The 17409-nt window shown below is 67.5% G+C and carries 14 protein-coding genes; 8 read left to right on the top strand and 6 right to left on the bottom strand.

Annotated features, from left to right (window positions below):
• The first annotated feature begins 170 nt into the window (after nt 1-170).
• Complete coding sequence (locus tag D1610_RS03010; protein WP_245941954.1) at nt 171-1238, top strand: alginate lyase family protein; 1068 nt, start codon at nt 171-173, stop codon at nt 1236-1238.
• A 45-nt stretch (nt 1239-1283) separates the two neighbouring features.
• Here D1610_RS03010 and D1610_RS03005 read toward each other — a convergent pair whose 3' ends face one another.
• Nucleotides 1284-2462, bottom strand: a complete 1179-nt coding sequence (locus D1610_RS03005) for a glycoside hydrolase family 88/105 protein (RefSeq protein WP_118862610.1) — start codon at nt 2460-2462, stop codon at nt 1284-1286.
• 63 nt (nt 2463-2525) lie between these two features.
• The gene (locus D1610_RS03000; protein WP_118862609.1) at nt 2526-3545 is read right to left on the bottom strand and encodes a LacI family DNA-binding transcriptional regulator; all 1020 of its coding nucleotides are present in this window, start codon (nt 3543-3545) and stop codon (nt 2526-2528) included.
• A 376-nt stretch (nt 3546-3921) separates the two neighbouring features.
• Between D1610_RS03000 and D1610_RS02995 the strand changes: the two genes are divergently transcribed.
• The 7 genes from D1610_RS02995 (at nt 3922) to D1610_RS02965 (ending at nt 13325) form a co-directional block, all read left to right on the top strand.
• Nucleotides 3922-7065: a TonB-dependent receptor gene (locus D1610_RS02995; RefSeq protein ID WP_342768296.1), complete on the top strand. Its 3144-nt coding sequence runs from the start codon at nt 3922-3924 to the stop codon at nt 7063-7065.
• Nucleotides 7066-7187: 122 nt separating this feature from the next.
• Nucleotides 7188-7892 (top strand): SapC family protein, encoded by a 705-nt coding sequence (locus D1610_RS02990; RefSeq protein ID WP_118862607.1) that lies wholly within the window; start codon nt 7188-7190, stop codon nt 7890-7892.
• Nucleotides 7889-8920, top strand: coding sequence for a cupin-like domain-containing protein (locus D1610_RS02985; protein WP_118862606.1), 1032 nt, complete (start codon nt 7889-7891; stop codon nt 8918-8920). The genes D1610_RS02990 and D1610_RS02985 overlap by 4 nt, the downstream gene beginning before the upstream one ends.
• A 70-nt stretch (nt 8921-8990) precedes the next feature.
• Nucleotides 8991-10490, top strand: coding sequence for a tryptophan halogenase family protein (locus tag D1610_RS02980; RefSeq protein ID WP_118862605.1), 1500 nt, complete (start codon nt 8991-8993; stop codon nt 10488-10490).
• Complete coding sequence (locus D1610_RS02975; protein WP_118862604.1) at nt 10490-11599, top strand: Gfo/Idh/MocA family protein; 1110 nt, start codon at nt 10490-10492, stop codon at nt 11597-11599. The genes D1610_RS02980 and D1610_RS02975 overlap by 1 nt, the downstream gene beginning before the upstream one ends.
• A 17-nt stretch (nt 11600-11616) precedes the next feature.
• Nucleotides 11617-12633 (top strand): SMP-30/gluconolactonase/LRE family protein, encoded by a 1017-nt coding sequence (locus D1610_RS02970; RefSeq protein ID WP_118862603.1) that lies wholly within the window; start codon nt 11617-11619, stop codon nt 12631-12633.
• A gap of 86 nt (nt 12634-12719) precedes the next feature.
• Nucleotides 12720-13325: a hemerythrin domain-containing protein gene (locus D1610_RS02965; RefSeq protein WP_118862602.1), complete on the top strand. Its 606-nt coding sequence runs from the start codon at nt 12720-12722 to the stop codon at nt 13323-13325.
• 167 nt (nt 13326-13492) lie between these two features.
• Here the strand turns inward: D1610_RS02965 and D1610_RS02960 are convergent, their stop codons facing one another.
• The 4 genes from D1610_RS02960 to nagE form a co-directional block, all read right to left on the bottom strand.
• Nucleotides 13493-14611: a glycoside hydrolase family 130 protein gene (locus D1610_RS02960; protein WP_118862601.1), complete on the bottom strand. Its 1119-nt coding sequence runs from the start codon at nt 14609-14611 to the stop codon at nt 13493-13495.
• Nucleotides 14608-15366, bottom strand: coding sequence for an SDR family oxidoreductase (locus D1610_RS02955; protein WP_118862969.1), 759 nt, complete (start codon nt 15364-15366; stop codon nt 14608-14610). Before D1610_RS02955 ends, D1610_RS02960 begins: the two co-directional genes overlap by 4 nt.
• Before the next feature lie 70 nt (nt 15367-15436).
• Entirely contained in the window at nt 15437-15700 is a 264-nt protein-coding gene (locus tag D1610_RS02950; RefSeq protein ID WP_118862600.1) for a hypothetical protein, read from the bottom strand.
• A 65-nt stretch (nt 15701-15765) separates the two neighbouring features.
• Entirely contained in the window at nt 15766-17409 is a 1644-nt protein-coding gene (gene nagE, locus D1610_RS02945; RefSeq protein ID WP_118862599.1) for an N-acetylglucosamine-specific PTS transporter subunit IIBC, read from the bottom strand.

Here is a 17409-nt window from a genome sequence, read left to right as displayed (position 1 = left end):
GCGCCATCTTCACGGTTGCCACTGTCCTGGCGGCGGCGTTCGCGCCGTCGTCCGGGTCGGCGCTATATGCGGAGCATCCCCGCCCCTATGCCGCCGGCCAGACGTGTCGCGGAGCCGACGGCCACGCCGCCGCCTTCGACGGCCGGAGGACTTTTTTATTCGAGCCGTCGGTGCTGCGCGCGCTCGCCGCGCGCACCGACGGCGCGGCGCTGAAGGCGAAGGCGGCGCTCGTCGCCAGGGCCGACGCCGCGCTGATGCGCGGGCCCTATACCGTCGCCGACAAGCGCACCGTGCCGCCATCGGGCAATCGGCGGGATTATCTGAGCGTCGGCCCCTATTGGTGGCCCGATCCGGCGAAGAAGGACGGCCTGCCCTATATCCGGCGGGACGGCGAGGTGAATCCCGATCGGGCGAGCGACAAGTATGACCGCGCCGATCTCGGCGCGCTCAGCGCCGATGTCGAGATGCTCGGCCTCGCTTACTACTTCACCGGCGACGCCGCCTATGCCCGGCATGCTGCGGATCTGCTCGACATCTGGTTCCTCCACCCCAGGCTCGGGATGCGTCCCAACATGAATTTCGCGCAGGCGGTGCCGGGGCGCGAGAATGGCCGGGCCGAAGGGATCATCGACACCGCCGGTCTCCAGGGCGTGGTCGAGGCGATCGGGCTGATCGCGCCGTCGGGCGCGCTGACCGCCGAGCGGCAGGCCGGGCTCGAACGCTGGTTCTCCGCCTATGTCGACTGGCTGATGACCAGCAGGAACGGCCGCGCGGAGGATGCGGCGAAGAACAACCACGGGCTATGGTACGACAGCCAGCTCGTCCATTTCGCGCTGTTCGCCCGCCGGCCCGAGGTCGCGCGCAAGGTCGCCGAAGCCTTCCCCCGCCGCCGCGTCGCGCCGCAGATCGCATCCGACGGGCGAATGCCGCACGAGCTCGCCCGCACGCGCAGCCTGCACTATTCGGTCTATGCGCTGACCGCCGCCTACAATGTCGCCGATCTGGGCCGGTGCGTCGGCGTCGATCTGTGGAACGGCGCCGAGGGCCTGAGGCGCGCGACCGATTTCATCGTCTCCTATCGCGGCCGGATCGATCGCTGGCCCGACAAGGAGATCGATCCCGAGCCTGATGTCATCGAAGACCTGGTGATCCGGGCGAACAGAGGCTGGCCCGGAGCCGGCTACGAACCGGACGACGCCGCGCTGCTCCGGGCCTATTTCAAATCCGACGCCCGCTAGCGCCGCGCCTTTACCCAGGCGGCGGCGCCGCGGCGAGCGACCGGATCATCGCACCATGTCGGCGACCTCGCTGCCGGCGAGGATCAGCGCGCCGACGCCGTAGAATTGGGCGTCCTCGCGCTTGACGTCGTCGGGCCGGTCGCTGACCTGCTGCACCCAGCCGAGCCGCCCGTCGGGCTCGACCGCGCGTTCCAGCGCGTTCCACCCGCGCACGATCGCCGACTCATAGGCCGCGCGATCGAGCAGCCCGCGATTGACCCCCCAGGCTAGCGAATAGACGTAGAAGCCCGTTCCGCTGGTCTCGATCGGCGCGCTCTCGCGGTCGCCCAGCAGCGACGGCGCCCAATAGCCGTCGGTCCGCTGCAGCGTGACGATGCGCCCCGCCATGTCGCGGAACAGATCGACGTAGCGCGCCCGGCGCGGGTCGCTCGCGTCGAGATTGTCGATGATCCGCGCGATCCCCGCCATCACCCAGCCATTGCCCCGGCTCCAGAACAGCTTGGCGCCGCCCGGATCGCGCCGGGTGATGAAGCGGCTGTCGCGGTAATAGAGCTTCTCCTGGCGGTCGTAGAGATAGTCGGTCACCGCATCGAACTCGCGATGGGCGAAGTCGGCATAGCGCTTGTCACCGGTTTCCTCGGTGAGCGCGGTCAGCGTCGTCGGCGCCATGAAGATCGCGTCGCACCAGCACCAGCGCGTGGTGCACGCCGGATCGCCGCCCTCAGCCGGCGCGATGAACTCCAGGCTGCCCGTCTGCGGGTCGGCGAGCATGCGGTCGAAGGTCGCGCGCATCGGCGCGATCGCTTGCGCGCCCGCGCCATGCTCGGCGGCCCACAGCCAGGCCTGACCAATCAGATGATCGTCGGCATGGTGGAGCCGGTCGCCGAGCTTCCAGCCGACGCGCCGCCCGGTCGCCAGAATGGCGTCGCGATAGCGCGGATCGGCGCTGCGGTCGGCGAGCTCGGTCAGCGCCACCCAGAAGGTAGCCTGCTGCCAGTCGCGCGGATTGGCGGTGCTGCGCCGAGCGCTCGGCATGTAGCTGAGATCGTCGAGATTGGCGAGCTGCCAGTCGGCCGCCCGCGCCGCCGTGGCCAAGACCCGCGCGCGGTCGGGCAGCTCCGTCGCGGCGGTGCGCGCCGGCGCCACCGCCTGCGTCGGCGCGCAGCCGCCGATCGTTCCCAGACCGCCCGCGAAGGCGAAAAGCAGCAACCATTTTCGACCCATATGTCCTCTCCCTTTGCTGGTCATGCTAGCAAAGGCCCGACATTTGGCCAGACCAATTCTGCGTCAGCGCGGCGCAGCCGCCGATTCACGGATCAGCAGCTCGTGCGGATGCACCTGCGCCGGTCCGGCGCTTCCGCCCTCGAGCTGGTCGAGCAGCATGCTGGTGGCGGTGGCCGCCATCTCGAACACGGGCTGGCGGATCGTGGTGAGCCGCGGCCAGACGAGGCGCGCCACCTCCGAATCGTCGAACCCGACGATCGAGACGTCTTCGGGCACGCCCAGCCCCAGCTCGCGCGCGGCCATCAGCGCGCCCACCGCCATATCGTCATTCTGCGCCAGGATCGCGCTCGGCCGGTCGGGCCGGTCGAGCAGCCGCCGCCCTGCCTCCAGGCCGGATTCGAAGGTGTAATGTCCCTGCTCTATCCAATCGAGCCGTGGCGAGACATCCGCGTCGGCGAACGCCTGCGAATAGCCCAGCAGCCGCGCCTCGCTCGAACAATGGGTCGGTTCGCCCTTGATGATCGCGATATCGCGGTGGCCCAGCGACAGCAGGTAGCGCGCGATCTCGCGCGCCGCGGCCACGTCGTCCATCGACGTGCTCGGGCCCTTCTCCGGCATGCGCGTGGGCGCGATGCGGGCATAGGGAAGCTGCGCGGCCTCGAGCTCGCGCAGCACCACAGGATGGTCGGACGCGGGCGGCGCCAGCACGACGCCGTCGACCGCGGCCGCGCGCAGCAGGCTGACGATCTCGGTCGCGCGCTCGTGCACCGACCCCACCGGCAGCACCACTAGGCGGTAGCGTTCGTCCTTCAGCCGATCGAGCGCGCCCATCTGCAGCTCGACGACATAGCTCGGGCTCGGATTTTCGTAGATCAGGCCGATCAGATGCGAGCGGCGACGCACCAGGCCCTGGGCCAGCACATTGGGCTGATAGTTCAGCTCGACGATCGCGGCGCGGATGCGGTCCTGCAGCTCGCGCTTCACATGGGGCTCGCGGTTGAGCACGCGCGAGACGGTCTTGGTCGAAACGCCGGCCGCCCGTGCGACATCGATGATCGTCGAGCGTTTCGATCCCCCTGCCATGACGGCGCTTTTCAACGGCTTTCCGCGGCGTCGTCAAGCGGATTGCCCCGTCGGCGAAGCGCCGGCAGGAATATGCCCGACATCGTTGTCATATTAATCCTTCCGTTTTCGGTGGGGAATCGCCTCATTAGGGACATTCACTCGGCGCTCAACTGGAACAAACTTGTCTGCTATAATATAATTGCCATTTCATGTAGCATTATATCCAACAAGGCCCATTCTAAGGGTCATTTGCGTGTTGACAACGTATGACAATATGATAGCGATATCATCGACGGCGACAGACCGTTGTTCGACATGGCTGCCGAAGTTTCGCTGAAGAAGCCGGCAAGGAGGGGAGAGAATTATGGGGAGCTTTGGACGTTCTTCCGCGCTTGTGCGGTCGGTTTCGGCAATTGCGGTCGCGACATGCCTGGCGGCGCCGGGCGTCGCGCTGGCGCAGGTTCAAACGGTATCCGCGCCTGCCGATTCGGTCAGCACGCAGGACCCGCAGTCGCAGGATGACAGCGGCGCGGCCGAGATCATCGTCACCGGCGTCCGTGCCAGCCTCGATCGCGCGATGGAGATCAAGCGCGATGCATCGGGCGTGGTCGACGCGATCTCCGCCGAGGATATCGGCAAGTTCCCCGACACCAACCTCGCCGAATCGCTGCAGCGCATTCCCGGCGTCACCATCGATCGTCGCAACGGCGAAGGGTCGCGCGTCACCGTGCGCGGCTTCGGCCCCACCTTCAACCTGGTGACGCTCAACGGGCGCCAGATCGCCACCTCCGATGTGAACGCGGTCGGCGGCGACCAGGATGTCGACTTCTCCCGCGCGACCAGCCGCTCGTTCGATTTCTCCAACCTGTCGTCGGAGGGCGTGCGCCGGCTGGAGGTATACAAGACCGGGCGCGCGGCGATCCCGTCGGGCGGCATCGGCGCGGCGATCAACATCGTCACGCTGCGCCCGCTCGATGGCGCCGAGGAAGGCTTGCGCGGCAGCATCGGCGCGAAGGCGGTGTACGACACCGCGCGCGATTTCGAGGATTTGACGCCGGAGCTTTCCGGCGTGGTCAGCTGGTCCGATCCGAACGACACCATCGGCATCTCGCTGTTCGGCGCCTATCAGAAGCGCAACAGCGCCGCCGCCAGCTCGACGTCGAACGCGTGGAACGTGCAGCCCTTCTCCGCGATGCCGGGCCGGGGACCGGACACGGTCATCACCAATGCGCCCGAGGATCCGAACCAGCTCGTCGCGATCCCCAACGACAGCCGCTATCACTATTCCGAATCCTCGCGTGAGCGCATCAACGGCGTCGCGACGCTGCAGTTCCGTCCGGTCGAATCGCTGACGATCACCGCCGATGCGGTCTATGCGCGCAATGAGGTCGAGGAAGAGCGCATGGACCAGGGCAACTGGTTCAACCGCCCGTTCGACAATGTCACCTTCGACGATAATCCGATCGTCGCCACGGCGATCTACCTCGATGAAGGCGACGGCTACGGCGTCAAGGACATCGGCTTCGAACAGCAGTTCCGCGCGACCAAGACCGAGCTCCAGTCATACGGTCTCAACGCCGAATGGGAGATCGCCGACGGCTTCACGCTGAAGCTCGACGGCAATCATTCGACCTCCGCGAGCACGCCCAACGCCCGCAACGGCGCCAGCTCGACCCTGGTCGGCTTCGGCGCGCCGGTGGTCGACGGGCATTCGGTCGATTACAGCGGCGACATTCCGCAGCAGGACTGGATCTTCAACGACGGCACCTTCACCGACGGTCCGGACGAGATTCCGGGTACGGCCGACGATGTCGCGCGTGGCAACGGCAACGGCGTGCTCGACATCGGCGATCTCGGCACGCAGGTGCAGCGCACCAACGCATCGACGCAGAAGCACCGCGTCAATCAGCTGCGCGCCGATCTCGGCTGGGAATTCGACGGTGGCGGCCGTTTCGATATCGGCACCACCTATATCGATTCGAAGATGACCAGTCAGCGCGTCCAGACGCAGCAGACGCTCGGCGATTGGGGCATCACCCAGGTCGGCGACGTCGAGGAGTTCGCCGGCGGCATGATCGAGCAGTTCTGCCTCGAATGCCAGTTCGACCACTACAACCCGACCGACGCGCAGATCGCCTTCCGCGGCAACGCGGTCGATCTCTACGAGGCGTTCGCCGCTGCCTATTCGGCGAACCCGATCAACGTCACCGGCAGCGACTTCGATCAGGTCGAGGAGAAAATCTGGTCGGTCTACGCGCAGTTCACCTGGAATGGCGAGATCATGGGCCGCGAGGCCGGGCTGGTCGCCGGCGCCCGCTTCGAGAACACCAAGGTGAGATCATACGCGCAGTTCAATCAGCCCGACTGGATCGAATGGGATTCGGACAATGACTTCAGCCGGATCCTGCGCCTGGTTCCGGAAACCTTGGTCGAACGCAGCGGCGAGGCCGAATACAGCAACCTCCTACCCGCGATCGACTTCCGCATCTCGCCGATGGACGACGTCGTGGCGCGCGTCTCGTACAGCAAGACGATGGCGCGGCCCGACTACAGCAACCTGTTCGCCTCCGAAGCCGCCAACGGCCCCAACCGGCCGATCGCGCTGGACGGCGTCGCCACCGGATCGACCGGCAATCCCGGTTTGAGGCCGCTGGTCTCGGACAATTTCGACGTCTCGCTCGAATGGTATTACGGCCGATCCAGCTACGTCTCCGCCGGCTTCTTCTACAAGCAGGTGAAGAACTTCATCGGCGCAGCGCAGATCGATCGGAACCTGTTCGGCCTGCGCGACCCGAGCTCGGGCGCGCCCGGGTCGCGCTCCGGCACCGCGCTGGAGGAACTCAACAGGATCGGCGCGGTGCTGAGCGACGTCAGCCTGTTCACCATGACCGCGCTGCTGGTGGAGAATGATGGCGATCTGGCCGCCGCTTCCGCCGAATATCGGGCCAATATCGATCCGGCGACAGGCCAGATCGATCAGGATTTCGTCGACGAGGTCCTCGCCCGGACCGACATCATCGCCGACGCGGACGATCCGCTGTTCAACTTCTCGGTGACGACGCCGATCAACAACCGCGAAGGCAATATCCACGGCTTCGAGCTTCAGGCGCAGCACTTCTTCGGCGATACGGGCTTCGGCGTCTCCGGCTCGTTCACCAAGGTGTACGGCGATGTCGGGGTCGATGTCGGCGCCGATCCCAACGAGAATGTGTTCGCGCTGGTCGGCTTGAGCGACAGCTTCAACATCACCGGCATCTACGAGAATTACGGGCTGTCGGCGCGCGTCGCGTACAACTGGCGCGACAAGTTCCTCGCCGCGACCAATCGCGGCGGCAGCCGGAACCCGGTGTTCTACGCGCCCTTCGGCACGCTCGACGTGAACATCAGCTACGACGTCACCGAAAACATCGCGCTGTCGCTCGAAGCGATCAACGTGCTGAGCGAACCGATCCGCACCTATGGCCGCGACGAAAGCAACCTGTTCTTCGCGCAGGAGCTGAAACCGCTGTTCCTGTTCGGCGCGCGCTATCGTTTCTAAACCGGGCGTGTGGGGACGGCTCGGTCAAAAGGGGGAAGGCCGCTGCTTGCAGCGGCCTTTCTCTGTCGGGTTGCATCGCATGATGCCCCGCCTCATCATTGCCGGCCCGCCGAAGGACGACGATGACCAGCACGGTGCTCCTCAATAATGTCGATCACCACGATCTTCGGGTCATCCCGGGGCACGGCGCGGCGTTCGGCGACAATATCAACCAGGTGCGCGTCTTCCCGACCGAGTTCGAGGAGCTTCAGCGCGAATATCCGATCTTCTTCCGCCGGGACGGCGAAGGCGCCCTCGCCGCGGTCGCGCTGCTCGGCCTCGACCGCGACGAGAATCTCTTCCTCGATGAAGCGGGCTGGCAGGCGCGCTACGTCCCGGCGACCCAGCGGCGCGGCCCTTTTCGGATCGGCAGGCCGGCGGACGGCGAGCCGGTGATCCATGTCGATCTCGACCACCCCCGCCTCAGCCGCGAAGAGGGGCTGCCGCTGTTCCTGCCGCACGGGGGCAACGCACCCTCTTTGGAGCAGGCCGCGGGCGTGCTGCGCATCATCCATGACGGGCTGGCCGTCCTGCCGGCCATGTTCGCGGCCTTCGAGCAGGCGGGCCTGATCGAGCCGGTCGCGGTGGAGATCCAGCTGAGCGACGCCCGGCGCTACACGCTGCCCGGCCTCCACGCGGTGAGCGAGGAGCGGCTTGCCGCGCTCGACGGCCAAGCGCTCGCGCGGTTGCACCGCGACGGCTTCCTCCGCCTCGCCTTCCTCGCGGCGGCCTCGCTCGCCAATGTCCACCGGCTGATCGACCTCAAGAACCGCAGGGCGACGGCATGAGCTTCGCTGCGCCGGCGGTGAAGCGCCTGTCCGGCGTCGCGCCGGATGCGGTGCCGTACGATAGGTTGATGGAGGCGCAGGAGCCGGTGGTGCTCGAAGGCCTGGCGCGAGGCTGGCCGCTGGTCGCGCGCGGGCGGCAGGGGCCGGCGGCGGCCGCCGGCTACCTCAAGGGGTTCGCGAGCGGCCGCCCGGTCACCGGCTTCACCGGCCCGCCCGAGATCGGCGGACGCTTCCACTACAATGCGGGCCTGACCGGCCTGAACTTCGCTGCGGAGCGCGTGCCCCTGGGCGCCTTCCTCGATGCCATCCTCGCGCATCTGGAAGATGAGCGGGCGCCGTCGCTCTATATCGGCTCGACCGATCTCGGCCTCTATCTGCCCGGCTTGCGCGAGGCGAACGACCTCGCCCTCGATCATCCGATGTTCGCCGCCGGCCCGCCGGTCGTCAGCATCTGGATCGGCAACCGCACCGTCACGGCGGCGCATTACGACATGTCGAACAATCTCGCCTGCTGCATGGTCGGCCGGCGGCGCTTCACCCTGTTCCCGCCCGAGCAGGTGGCGAACCTCTATCCCGGCCCGCTGGAGCCGACGCCCGCCGGGCAGGTCGTCACCATGGTTGATTTCCGCGACCCCGATCTCGATCGTTTCCCCCGCTTCCGCGAGGCGATGGCGGCCGCGCGGGTGGCCGCACTCGAACCGGGCGACGTGCTGTTCTACCCCGCGCTCTGGTGGCATCAGGTCGAGGCGCTCGACGCCTTCAACGTGATGATCAACTATTGGTGGAACCCCGTGCCGGCCTTCATGGATACGCCGCAGACCACGCTGCTCCATGCGCTCGTCAGCCTGCGCGACCGGCCCGAAGCGGAGAAACGCGCCTGGCGGGCGCTGTTCGACTATTACGTCTTCGGTCCCGCCGGCCGCGCGGGCGCGCACCTGCCCGAACACGCGCGCGGGCCGCTCGCGCCGATGGACGAGCCGAAGGCGCGGCGCCTGCGCGCGCAGCTGCTCAACCGGCTCAACCGATGAAGGCGGATAGCTGGACGAAGCTACTATCGGCCCCTCCCCCGAAGGGGAGGGGCTTGATGAAGGAAGCATAGTGGAAGACCAGATCGTGAGGCGAGTGGTGATCGCGGGCGGGGGCACCGCCGGCTGGACGGTCGCCGCCGCGCTCGCCAGCCAATTGGGCCCGCTCATCGACATCGCCCTGGTCGAATCCGACGAGATCGGCACCGTCGGCGTCGGCGAATCGACCATCCCCACCGTGCGCGGCTTTCACGCCCTGCTCGGCCTCGACGAGCGCGAATTCATGCGCGCGACCCAGGCCAGCTTCAAGCTCGGCATCGAGTTTCGCGACTGGGCGCGGGTCGGCGACCGCTATTTCCACTCCTTCGGCCAGATCGGCCGATCGACCTGGATGGGCGATTTCCAGCATATGTGGCTGCAGGCGCGCGCCCAGGGCTTCGGCGGCGATCTCGGCGACTATTGCTTCGAGCTGCAGGCGGCCGAGGCGGGCAAGTTCCTCACCGGCGAAAACGGCCGGCTCAACTATGCCTACCATCTCGATGCCACCGCCTATGGCCGATTCCTGCGCGGCTTCAGCGAACCGCTCGGCGTGCGGCGGATCGAAGGCAGGATCGCCGAGGTCCGCCAGGCGCCGGAGACCGGCTTCATCGAGGCGCTGGCGCTGCAATCGGGGCAGGTGGTGGAAGGCGACCTGTTCATCGACTGCACCGGCTTTCGCGGGCTGCTGATCGAGCAGACGCTCAAGACCGGCTATGAGGACTGGACGCACTGGCTGTCGACGAACAGCGCGATCGCGGTGCAGACCCAGGCGACCGGCCCCGCCCGCCCCTATACCCGCGCCGCCGCGCACGACGCGGGATGGCAGTGGCGGATCCCGCTCCAGCACCGCGTCGGCAACGGCCTCGTTTTCGCCAGCGAGTTCCTTTCCGATGATGAGGCGCACGCGATGCTGACGGAGCGCGTCGAGGGCGAAATGCTCACCGATCCGCGCCTGATCCGCTTCCGCACCGGGCGCCGGCGCAAGGCGTGGAACAAGAACTGCATCGCCTTCGGCCTGGCGAGCGGCTTCGTCGAGCCGCTCGAATCGACCAGCATCCACCTCATCATGATCGGCGTGACGCGGCTGATGCAGCTCTTCCCCTTCGGCGGCGTCACCGATGCGCTCGCCGACCGCTTCAACCTGATGTCGCAGCGCGAGCTCGAAGGCATTCGCGACTTCATCATCCTCCACTATCATCTGAACGAGCGTGACGATTCGCCCTTCTGGAAGCGGTGCCGCGAGATGGAGATTCCGGATTCGCTCGCCGCGCGAATCGCGCTGTTTCGAGAGGGCGCCCATGCCTATCAGGACGCGCACGATCTGTTCCGGGTGGACAGCTGGGTGCAGGTGATGCTCGGGCAGCGGCTGGCGCCCAGGGCCCATCACCAGATGGGCCGGCTGATGCCGCCCGAGCAGCTTCTGAAGGCGCTCACCGATCTCAAGGCCAATATCGCCGGCGCGGTCGCGAAGCTGCCGGACCACCAGCGGTTTCTCGATTCCTATTGCGCATCCACCGGCAGGGAGAATGGATGATGGACAGCGGCCACAATCGACGCGAGATCCTCGCCGGCATCGGCGCGGCGGCGCTTGTCGCGCCCGCCGGCGCGGCGTGCGCGCAGCAGCGGCCTGCGCGCAAGCTCGGCTATGCCGTCGTCGGGCTGGGCAATTACGCGACCAACCAGATCATGCCGCGTCTCAAAGAGTGCGAGCATGCCCGGCTGGTCGCGCTGGTCAGCGGCACCCCCGCCAAGCTCGAACGCTACGGCGCCGAATACGGCATCCCCACGACGCACCGGTACAGCTACCGGGATTACGACCGCATCCGCGACAATCCGGACATCGACATCGTCTATGTCGTGCTGCCCAACAGCATGCACGCCGAATATTCGATCCGGGCGGCCCAGGCAGGCAAGCATGTGATGTGCGAAAAGCCGATGGCGATCAGCGTTGTCGAGTGCGAGGCGATGATCGCCGCCTGCCGCAAGGCCGGCAAGAAGCTGATGATCGGCTACCGCTCGCGCTTCGAGCCGTACAACCGCCTCGCGATCGAGCTGGCGCGCGGCGGCCATGTCGGGCCGACGCGGCTGATCACCACCGCGCACGGCTTCAACATCCGGCCCGATCAATGGCGGCTGGACCGGCCGCTGTCGGGCGGCGGATCGCTGATGGACATTGGCATCTACAGCCTCAACGCCGCGCGCTACCTGACCGGCGAGGAGCCGGTGGAGGTCAGCGCGATCGAATCGACCGACCGCGCCGATCCGCGCTTCCGCACGGTCGAGGACCGGATCGATTTCCTGCTGCGCTTCCCCTCGGGCGTCATCGCCAACTGCGTCTCCAGCTACAGCTCCGGCCACAACGACTACCGCGTGATCGGCGGCGAGGGCTTCATCCATATGGAGCCGGCCACCGCCTATTCGGGGCACCGCATGTGGATTCGCAAGGGCGGCGAGCCCCGGCAGCGCGAGCTGCCCACGCCGGCCAAGAACCAGTTCGTCGCCCAGCTCGATCATCTGCCCGAATGCATTCGCTCGGGCGCCGAGCCGATCGCCTCGGGCGATGAGGGGCTGAAGGACCTGCGCGTGATCGAGGCGATCTACCGATCCGCGCGCGAGGGCCGGACGGTGAAGCTCGGCGGGTGAGCAGGAAAGGATTTCGCATGGACGTGCCATCTCGATCCCGCCGCGCATTGCTTGGCGGCCTTGCGCTGCTGCCGCTGGCGGGATGCGCCCGCACGCTGGCAGCCGCGGAGCCGGTGGGCGGCATCCGCCGCTTCGACGCGGAGCTGGACGCGATCGTCGATCCATCGACGCCGGTCGAGGTCCTCGCGACCGGCTATCGCTGGGCCGAGGGCCCGGTCTGGGTGGAGCGCGGCGGCTATCTGCTGTTCTCGGACGTGCCGGGGAACATCGTCCACCGCTGGGCGTCCGGCGAGGGAGCGACTCCGTTCCTCGATCCATCGGGCCTTGCCGGCCCCGTTCCGCCGACCATTCGCGAAGCGGGGGCGAACGGGCTCGCCATCGACGCCGCCGGGCGTCTGATCATGGCCGACAGCGGCACCCGCGTCATCGCCGCGGTGGACCTCGCCACCCGCGCCAAGACCGTCCTCGCCGACCGGTTCGAGGGCAAGCGCTTCAACAGCCCCAACGATGTCGCCATTGCCCGCTCGGGCGCGATCTACTTCACCGATCCGCCTTACGGGCTGAAGGACGGCGACGCCTCGCCGCTGCGCGAGCTCGATTTCAGCGGCGTCTACCGGCTCGATCCGGACGGCCGCGTGACCGTGCTCGACCGCAGCCATCACCGCCCCAACGGCATCGCCCTCTCGCCCGACGAGCGCACGCTCTATATTGCGCTCTCCGATCCTGAGCGGCCCGAGGTGCTGGCCTATGCGCTCGACGATCGCGGAATGCCCGCCGGCGTGCGCCGCTTCCGCGACATGCGCGCCGAACATGCCGCCGGAGAGCCCGGCCTGCCCGACGGCATGAAGACCGATCGCGCCGGCCGCGTCTTCGCCACCGGCCCGGGCGGCGTCCATGTCTGCTCGGCCGACGGCAGGCTGCTCGGCATCATCGGCACCGGCAAGGCGGTGGCCAATTGCGCGTTCGGAGAAGGCGGCCGATCGCTGTTCCTCGCCTCCAGCGACATGCTCGCGCGGGTGCGACTAAGACGATAGGCGGCACGGCCGGGCCGATTGTTCGGTTGGCGCGGAACAGGCGCGCGGATCGCGTGTTGCCCTCTTATCCAGCACAGGAGGATGACATGGCGACCGTGGAACGTGACAGCAAGGGGCGTTTTACCGACAGCGACGACAAGCCCCGGGGCCTCAAGAATTTCGGCGTGATCGCCGGCGCGGCGGGCGCGGGCATGGCGCTGGGCGCCTTGGCCATGATCGGCCGCAAGTTCGCCGTCCAGGCGCCAACCTATCTCGCCGGCGATTGGGACGAGGCGCTCGCCGCCGAGCACAAGGAGGTCTTGAAGCTGTTCGACGCACTCGAAGCCACCGCCGGCACCGACAAGGCCAAGCGCAGCATGCTCCTGATGCAGATGAAGCACGCGCTCGCCAAGCATTCGCTGCAGGAGGAGAACGTCGTCTATCCGGCGCTGCGCGAAGCGGGCGAGAAGGACGCCGCCGACGAGCTCAACAAGGAGCACGGCTATGTGAAGCAGTATCTCTACGAGCTGGAGAACATGCCGAACGGCTCGGCCGAGTTCCTGCCCACGGTCAGGCGCTTCCGCGCCGATATCGAGCACCATATGCGCGAGGAGGAGGACGATCTCTTCCCCAGGCTCAAGGCGAAGCTGAGCGAGGCCAAGAACAAGCACCTGACGACGGCGATGAACAAGGAAGGGCTGAAGCTCGCCTGATAGCTTTGGCTGGCGGGGAGAAAATCGATCCGTTCCCGTCGCCCCTGCGCAGGCAGGGGCCTCAGTCGGCATACGCCATGTCGGATGTGCCACCAACCCAGAGGCCCCTGCCTGCGCAGGGGCGACGGGTGTCGGTTCAGCCAGAGCAGAACAGCCCTGGTCCCGGATCAGTCGAACATCGTCTTGGGGATATGGGTGATCCGGCAGGCGAGGTCCGCCTCGCCCGACGCGACGATATAATGATCGCCATGATCGGCGATACCGGTCGTGAACACCACGTCATGGACGTACATCTGCTGCTCGATCGGCCGCGTGAGCTCGGGATTGGCCTCCAGCAGCGGCGCGTCCTGTGTGCGGATGACGCGCGCCGGATCGTCGCGGTCGAGCAGCGACCAGTAGGTCCGGTAGATGCCGACGATCTCCTTGGGCTCGACCCCGTGCCACAGGGTGAGCCAGCCCTTATCGGTCAGGATCGGCGGGCTGCCGCCGCCCATCCGCGCGGTGGCGACCGTCGCTGAGTGCGGGCGGATGCCGGGCTCGCGATGCGGCTTCCAGTGCCTTGCATCGGGCGAGGTCGCCAGGTTGATCGAAGGGCCCGGCCGCCATTCGCTGCCCGGCGGATAGGCGAAATAGAGATCGCCCAGCGGCCGCGTCTGCGCCCAATATTGGCCGCCCACCAGCCCTTCGAAGATCAGCATGTCCTTGTTCTGGTGGTCGAGCACGATGTCCTCGAACCGCCAGTCGAGCCCGTCCTCGGAGCTGTACAGCGTCGTCGAATGGCGTTCGGGGCTGACCGAGCAGGTCGTCATCAGATAGCGCCCCTCGACCCGGCTGATCCGCGCATCCTCGACGCCGTAGCACTGGAAGCTCGCGGCGGGCGCGATGGCGCGGTCGTAATGCACCGCGACCACCTCCAGCCCGTCGGGCGACAGCTCGACCGGCAGCAGCCAGGAGAGCGAGGTCAGCGCCATGATCTTCCACCCGCCGCCGCGCAACAGGAACTTGCGCGGGTCGGCGGTGTCGGCGAACTCGAGTGGCCACGCGTCGAGCACGAAATTGCCGTCATCCCAGCGGATCGCATGAACATGCCCGTCGCGCACCGGCTCGCGCAACGCCTCGGCAATGCGCACGACCATCAGCAGATTGCCTGACGGCAGCCGCGTCAGCCCGGGATTGAACGCCCCCAGCACATAGGTTTCGACATCGAGATGCCCGGCGAGCGGCGAGCGCGACAGATCGACGTCGTCGGGGACGAACACCAGCCGATCGACGGCGAAGCGCGTCATGGATGTTCGAGCCGCGTCTCGACTCGCATCAGCGACACCGCGGTGCGGCGCGGCTGAGTGAGCATGAAATGCGTCGCCGCCGCGATGTCCTCGGCCCGGAGCATCCTGTGCTGGTTGATCAGCTCCACCTGCTTTTCGGGCGGATAGTCGGGATACTGGAAGTCCGCGCCGGTGAAGCCCGGCTCGATCAGCCCCACCTTGATGTCGCGCTCGGCGAGTTCCTTGCGCAGCGACTGGGCGAAGCCCTGCACACCCGACTTGGCCGCGACATAGATCGACGATCCCGCGCTGCGCGACACCGCGGACATCGATCCGATCAGCACGATGTCGCTTCCCGCCTTCATCCGTTCGGTCGCGGCGTGCGCGCTTGCCAGATAGGCGGTGAAGTCGGTGGCGATCTGCTCGCGCATGTCCGCCTCACCGGTATCGGCCAGCGCCTCGGCGGGGATCGCCGCGTTGATCACCGCGATGTCGGGCGTGCCGAGATAGTCGTTCGCCGCATCGAAGAAGCGATCGAGATCGGCCTTCCTGCTCAGGTCGACATTGATCCCGTCGCCCTCCCCTAGCTCGCGGATGCGCTCAAGCGCGTCGTCGAGATGCTCGGGCGTGCGCCCGCAGACGAACACGCGCGCGCCCTCGCTCGCCAGCAGCACCGCGATCGCGCGACCGATTCCAGTGGTTCCGCCGGTGATGATCGCCTTGCGTCCGGCAAGGCCGGGCTGCTCGGTATGGGCGTCGGAGATTGAGTGTTCCATGATGCCCATGCTCCCGGCTCAGTTGATGAGGTCATGCGTGACGCGACCGGTTCCCGGCTCGCCCGCCGGCTCACGCCCCGCCTTGGGCGGAGCGGTCGCCTAGCGCCGTCAGGATCATCTTTTCCCAGACCGCCGGATCGCCGGCCCGCGCCATCGCCTGGTCGGGCTCGCGCATCGTCTTCAGGACGGCGACGGCATCGTCGACATGGTCGGGCCACAGCGCATCGACGGTATTCGCCGCCGACGGATCTTCGCCATCCGCGTTGATGCTGACGCGCTGCCCGGCAAGGACGCGGGCGATGCGCTCGACGATGTTCCGCTGTGAGATATCCATGCGGCTTAAACACGCCGGATGCGATTGGTTTCCGCAATCGTCCGCGAATTTCCGGCTGATTGAGATCAGGCCCGACCGGGACGCAGAATGTGGAAGATCCCCGGCGAAGGGTTGGCCCAGCCGCGCGAAGCCGCGGCGTCGAGCGAGCGTGCATCGACCGCCGCCGCATCTGCCACCTCGATGCGCCAGCGCCCGGCCGCCACGCCGCACGCGGCGATGTTCGCCTGCCCCCCCAGCGCGGCGATCATGCTCGCATCGGGACCGGGCGCGGGCGCCGCCCGCACCGCATCGCGCATCTCGCCTGCCAGCGTGTCGGCGAGCGGACCGATCACCACCTGCAGGGCGTTTCCACCCGGCCTCACCACCCCGCGCGCGCCAAGCCGCTTGAGCAGCGGCTCGTCGATCAGGCCGACATCCTCGAGCGTCAGGCGCAGCCGCGTGGTGCAGGCGTCGATCGTGCGCAGGTTGGCCGCGCCCCCCAGCGCCTCGACATAGCCGGCGGCTCCCGACGTGACTGGTCCCGCCCGCTCGGGAGCTGCCTCCGCATCGCGACCGGGCGTCTTCAGGTCGAAACGCACGATGAAGAAGCGGAAGGTCGCATAATAGATCGCGAAATAGGCAGCCCCGATCGGAAGCAGCATCAACGGCCGCGTCGACAGCCCGAAGTTCAGCCCGTAGTCGAGCAGTCCGGCCGAGAAGCCGAAGCCCAGCTTCACCCCCAGCGCGTCCATCACCACCATCGAAACGCCGGTCAGCACCGCGTGCAGCAGGTAGAGCACCGGCGCGAGAAACATGAAGGTATATTCGATCGGCTCGGTCACGCCGGTCAGGAAGGACGTCAGCGCCAGGCTCAGGAACATGCCGCCCACGCCCTTGCGCCGCTCGGGCGCGGCCGATCGGTACATGGCGAGACAGGCGGCGGGCAGGCCGAACATCATCACCGGGAAGAAGCCGGCCATGAACGCGCCCGCCGACGGGTCGCCCGCGAAGAAGCGGTTGAGGTCGCCCGTCGCCGCGCCGTAATCGCCCAGGATGAACCAGGCGATGTTGTTGAGGATGTGGTGCAGCCCGGTGACGATCAGCAGCCGGTTGAGCAGGCCATAGAGGAACAGCCCGAACCCGCCCGCGCTCACCACCCAGCGGCTCAATGTGTCGATCGCCGCCTCGAGCGCGGGAAAGCCCAGCCCGAACAGCACCGCGCCGACCAGCCCGGCGCAGCCCGCGACGATCGGCACGAAGCGCCGTCCTCCGAAAAAGGCGAGGTATTCCGGTGGCTTGACCATGTGGTAGCGATTGTAGAGCCACCCCGCCACCAGGCCTGACAGGATGCCGGCGGGCACGCTCAGCTTGGCCAGCTCCTTGGTCTTCCATGCGGCGGCGAGCGTATCGGCAATCGGCTGCGCCACGCCCGCCGTCACCTCGGGCGGCACGACCAGCAGCGACTTCGCGCCCTCTACCGTCACGACGAAGGCGACCGCGCCGGCCAGTCCCGCGGCGCCGTGATTCTCGCGCGCCAGCCCCACCGCGACGCCGATGGCGAACAACAGCCCCAGGCTGGCGAAGATCGCGCCGCCTGCGTCTGCGACGAACGGGATACCGAAGATGTCGGGCTGGCCCAGCCGCAGCAGCAGCGCCGCGACCGGCAGCACCGCGATCGGCAGCATCAGGGCGCGGCCAAGCGGCTGCAGGCGATCGAGCGACAGTCGCAT

This window comes from Sphingomonas gilva (assembly GCF_003515075.1).
Taxonomy (GTDB): Bacteria; Pseudomonadota; Alphaproteobacteria; order Sphingomonadales; family Sphingomonadaceae; genus Sphingomonas; species Sphingomonas gilva.
This window is presented reverse-complemented; position numbering and strand designations above follow the sequence as displayed.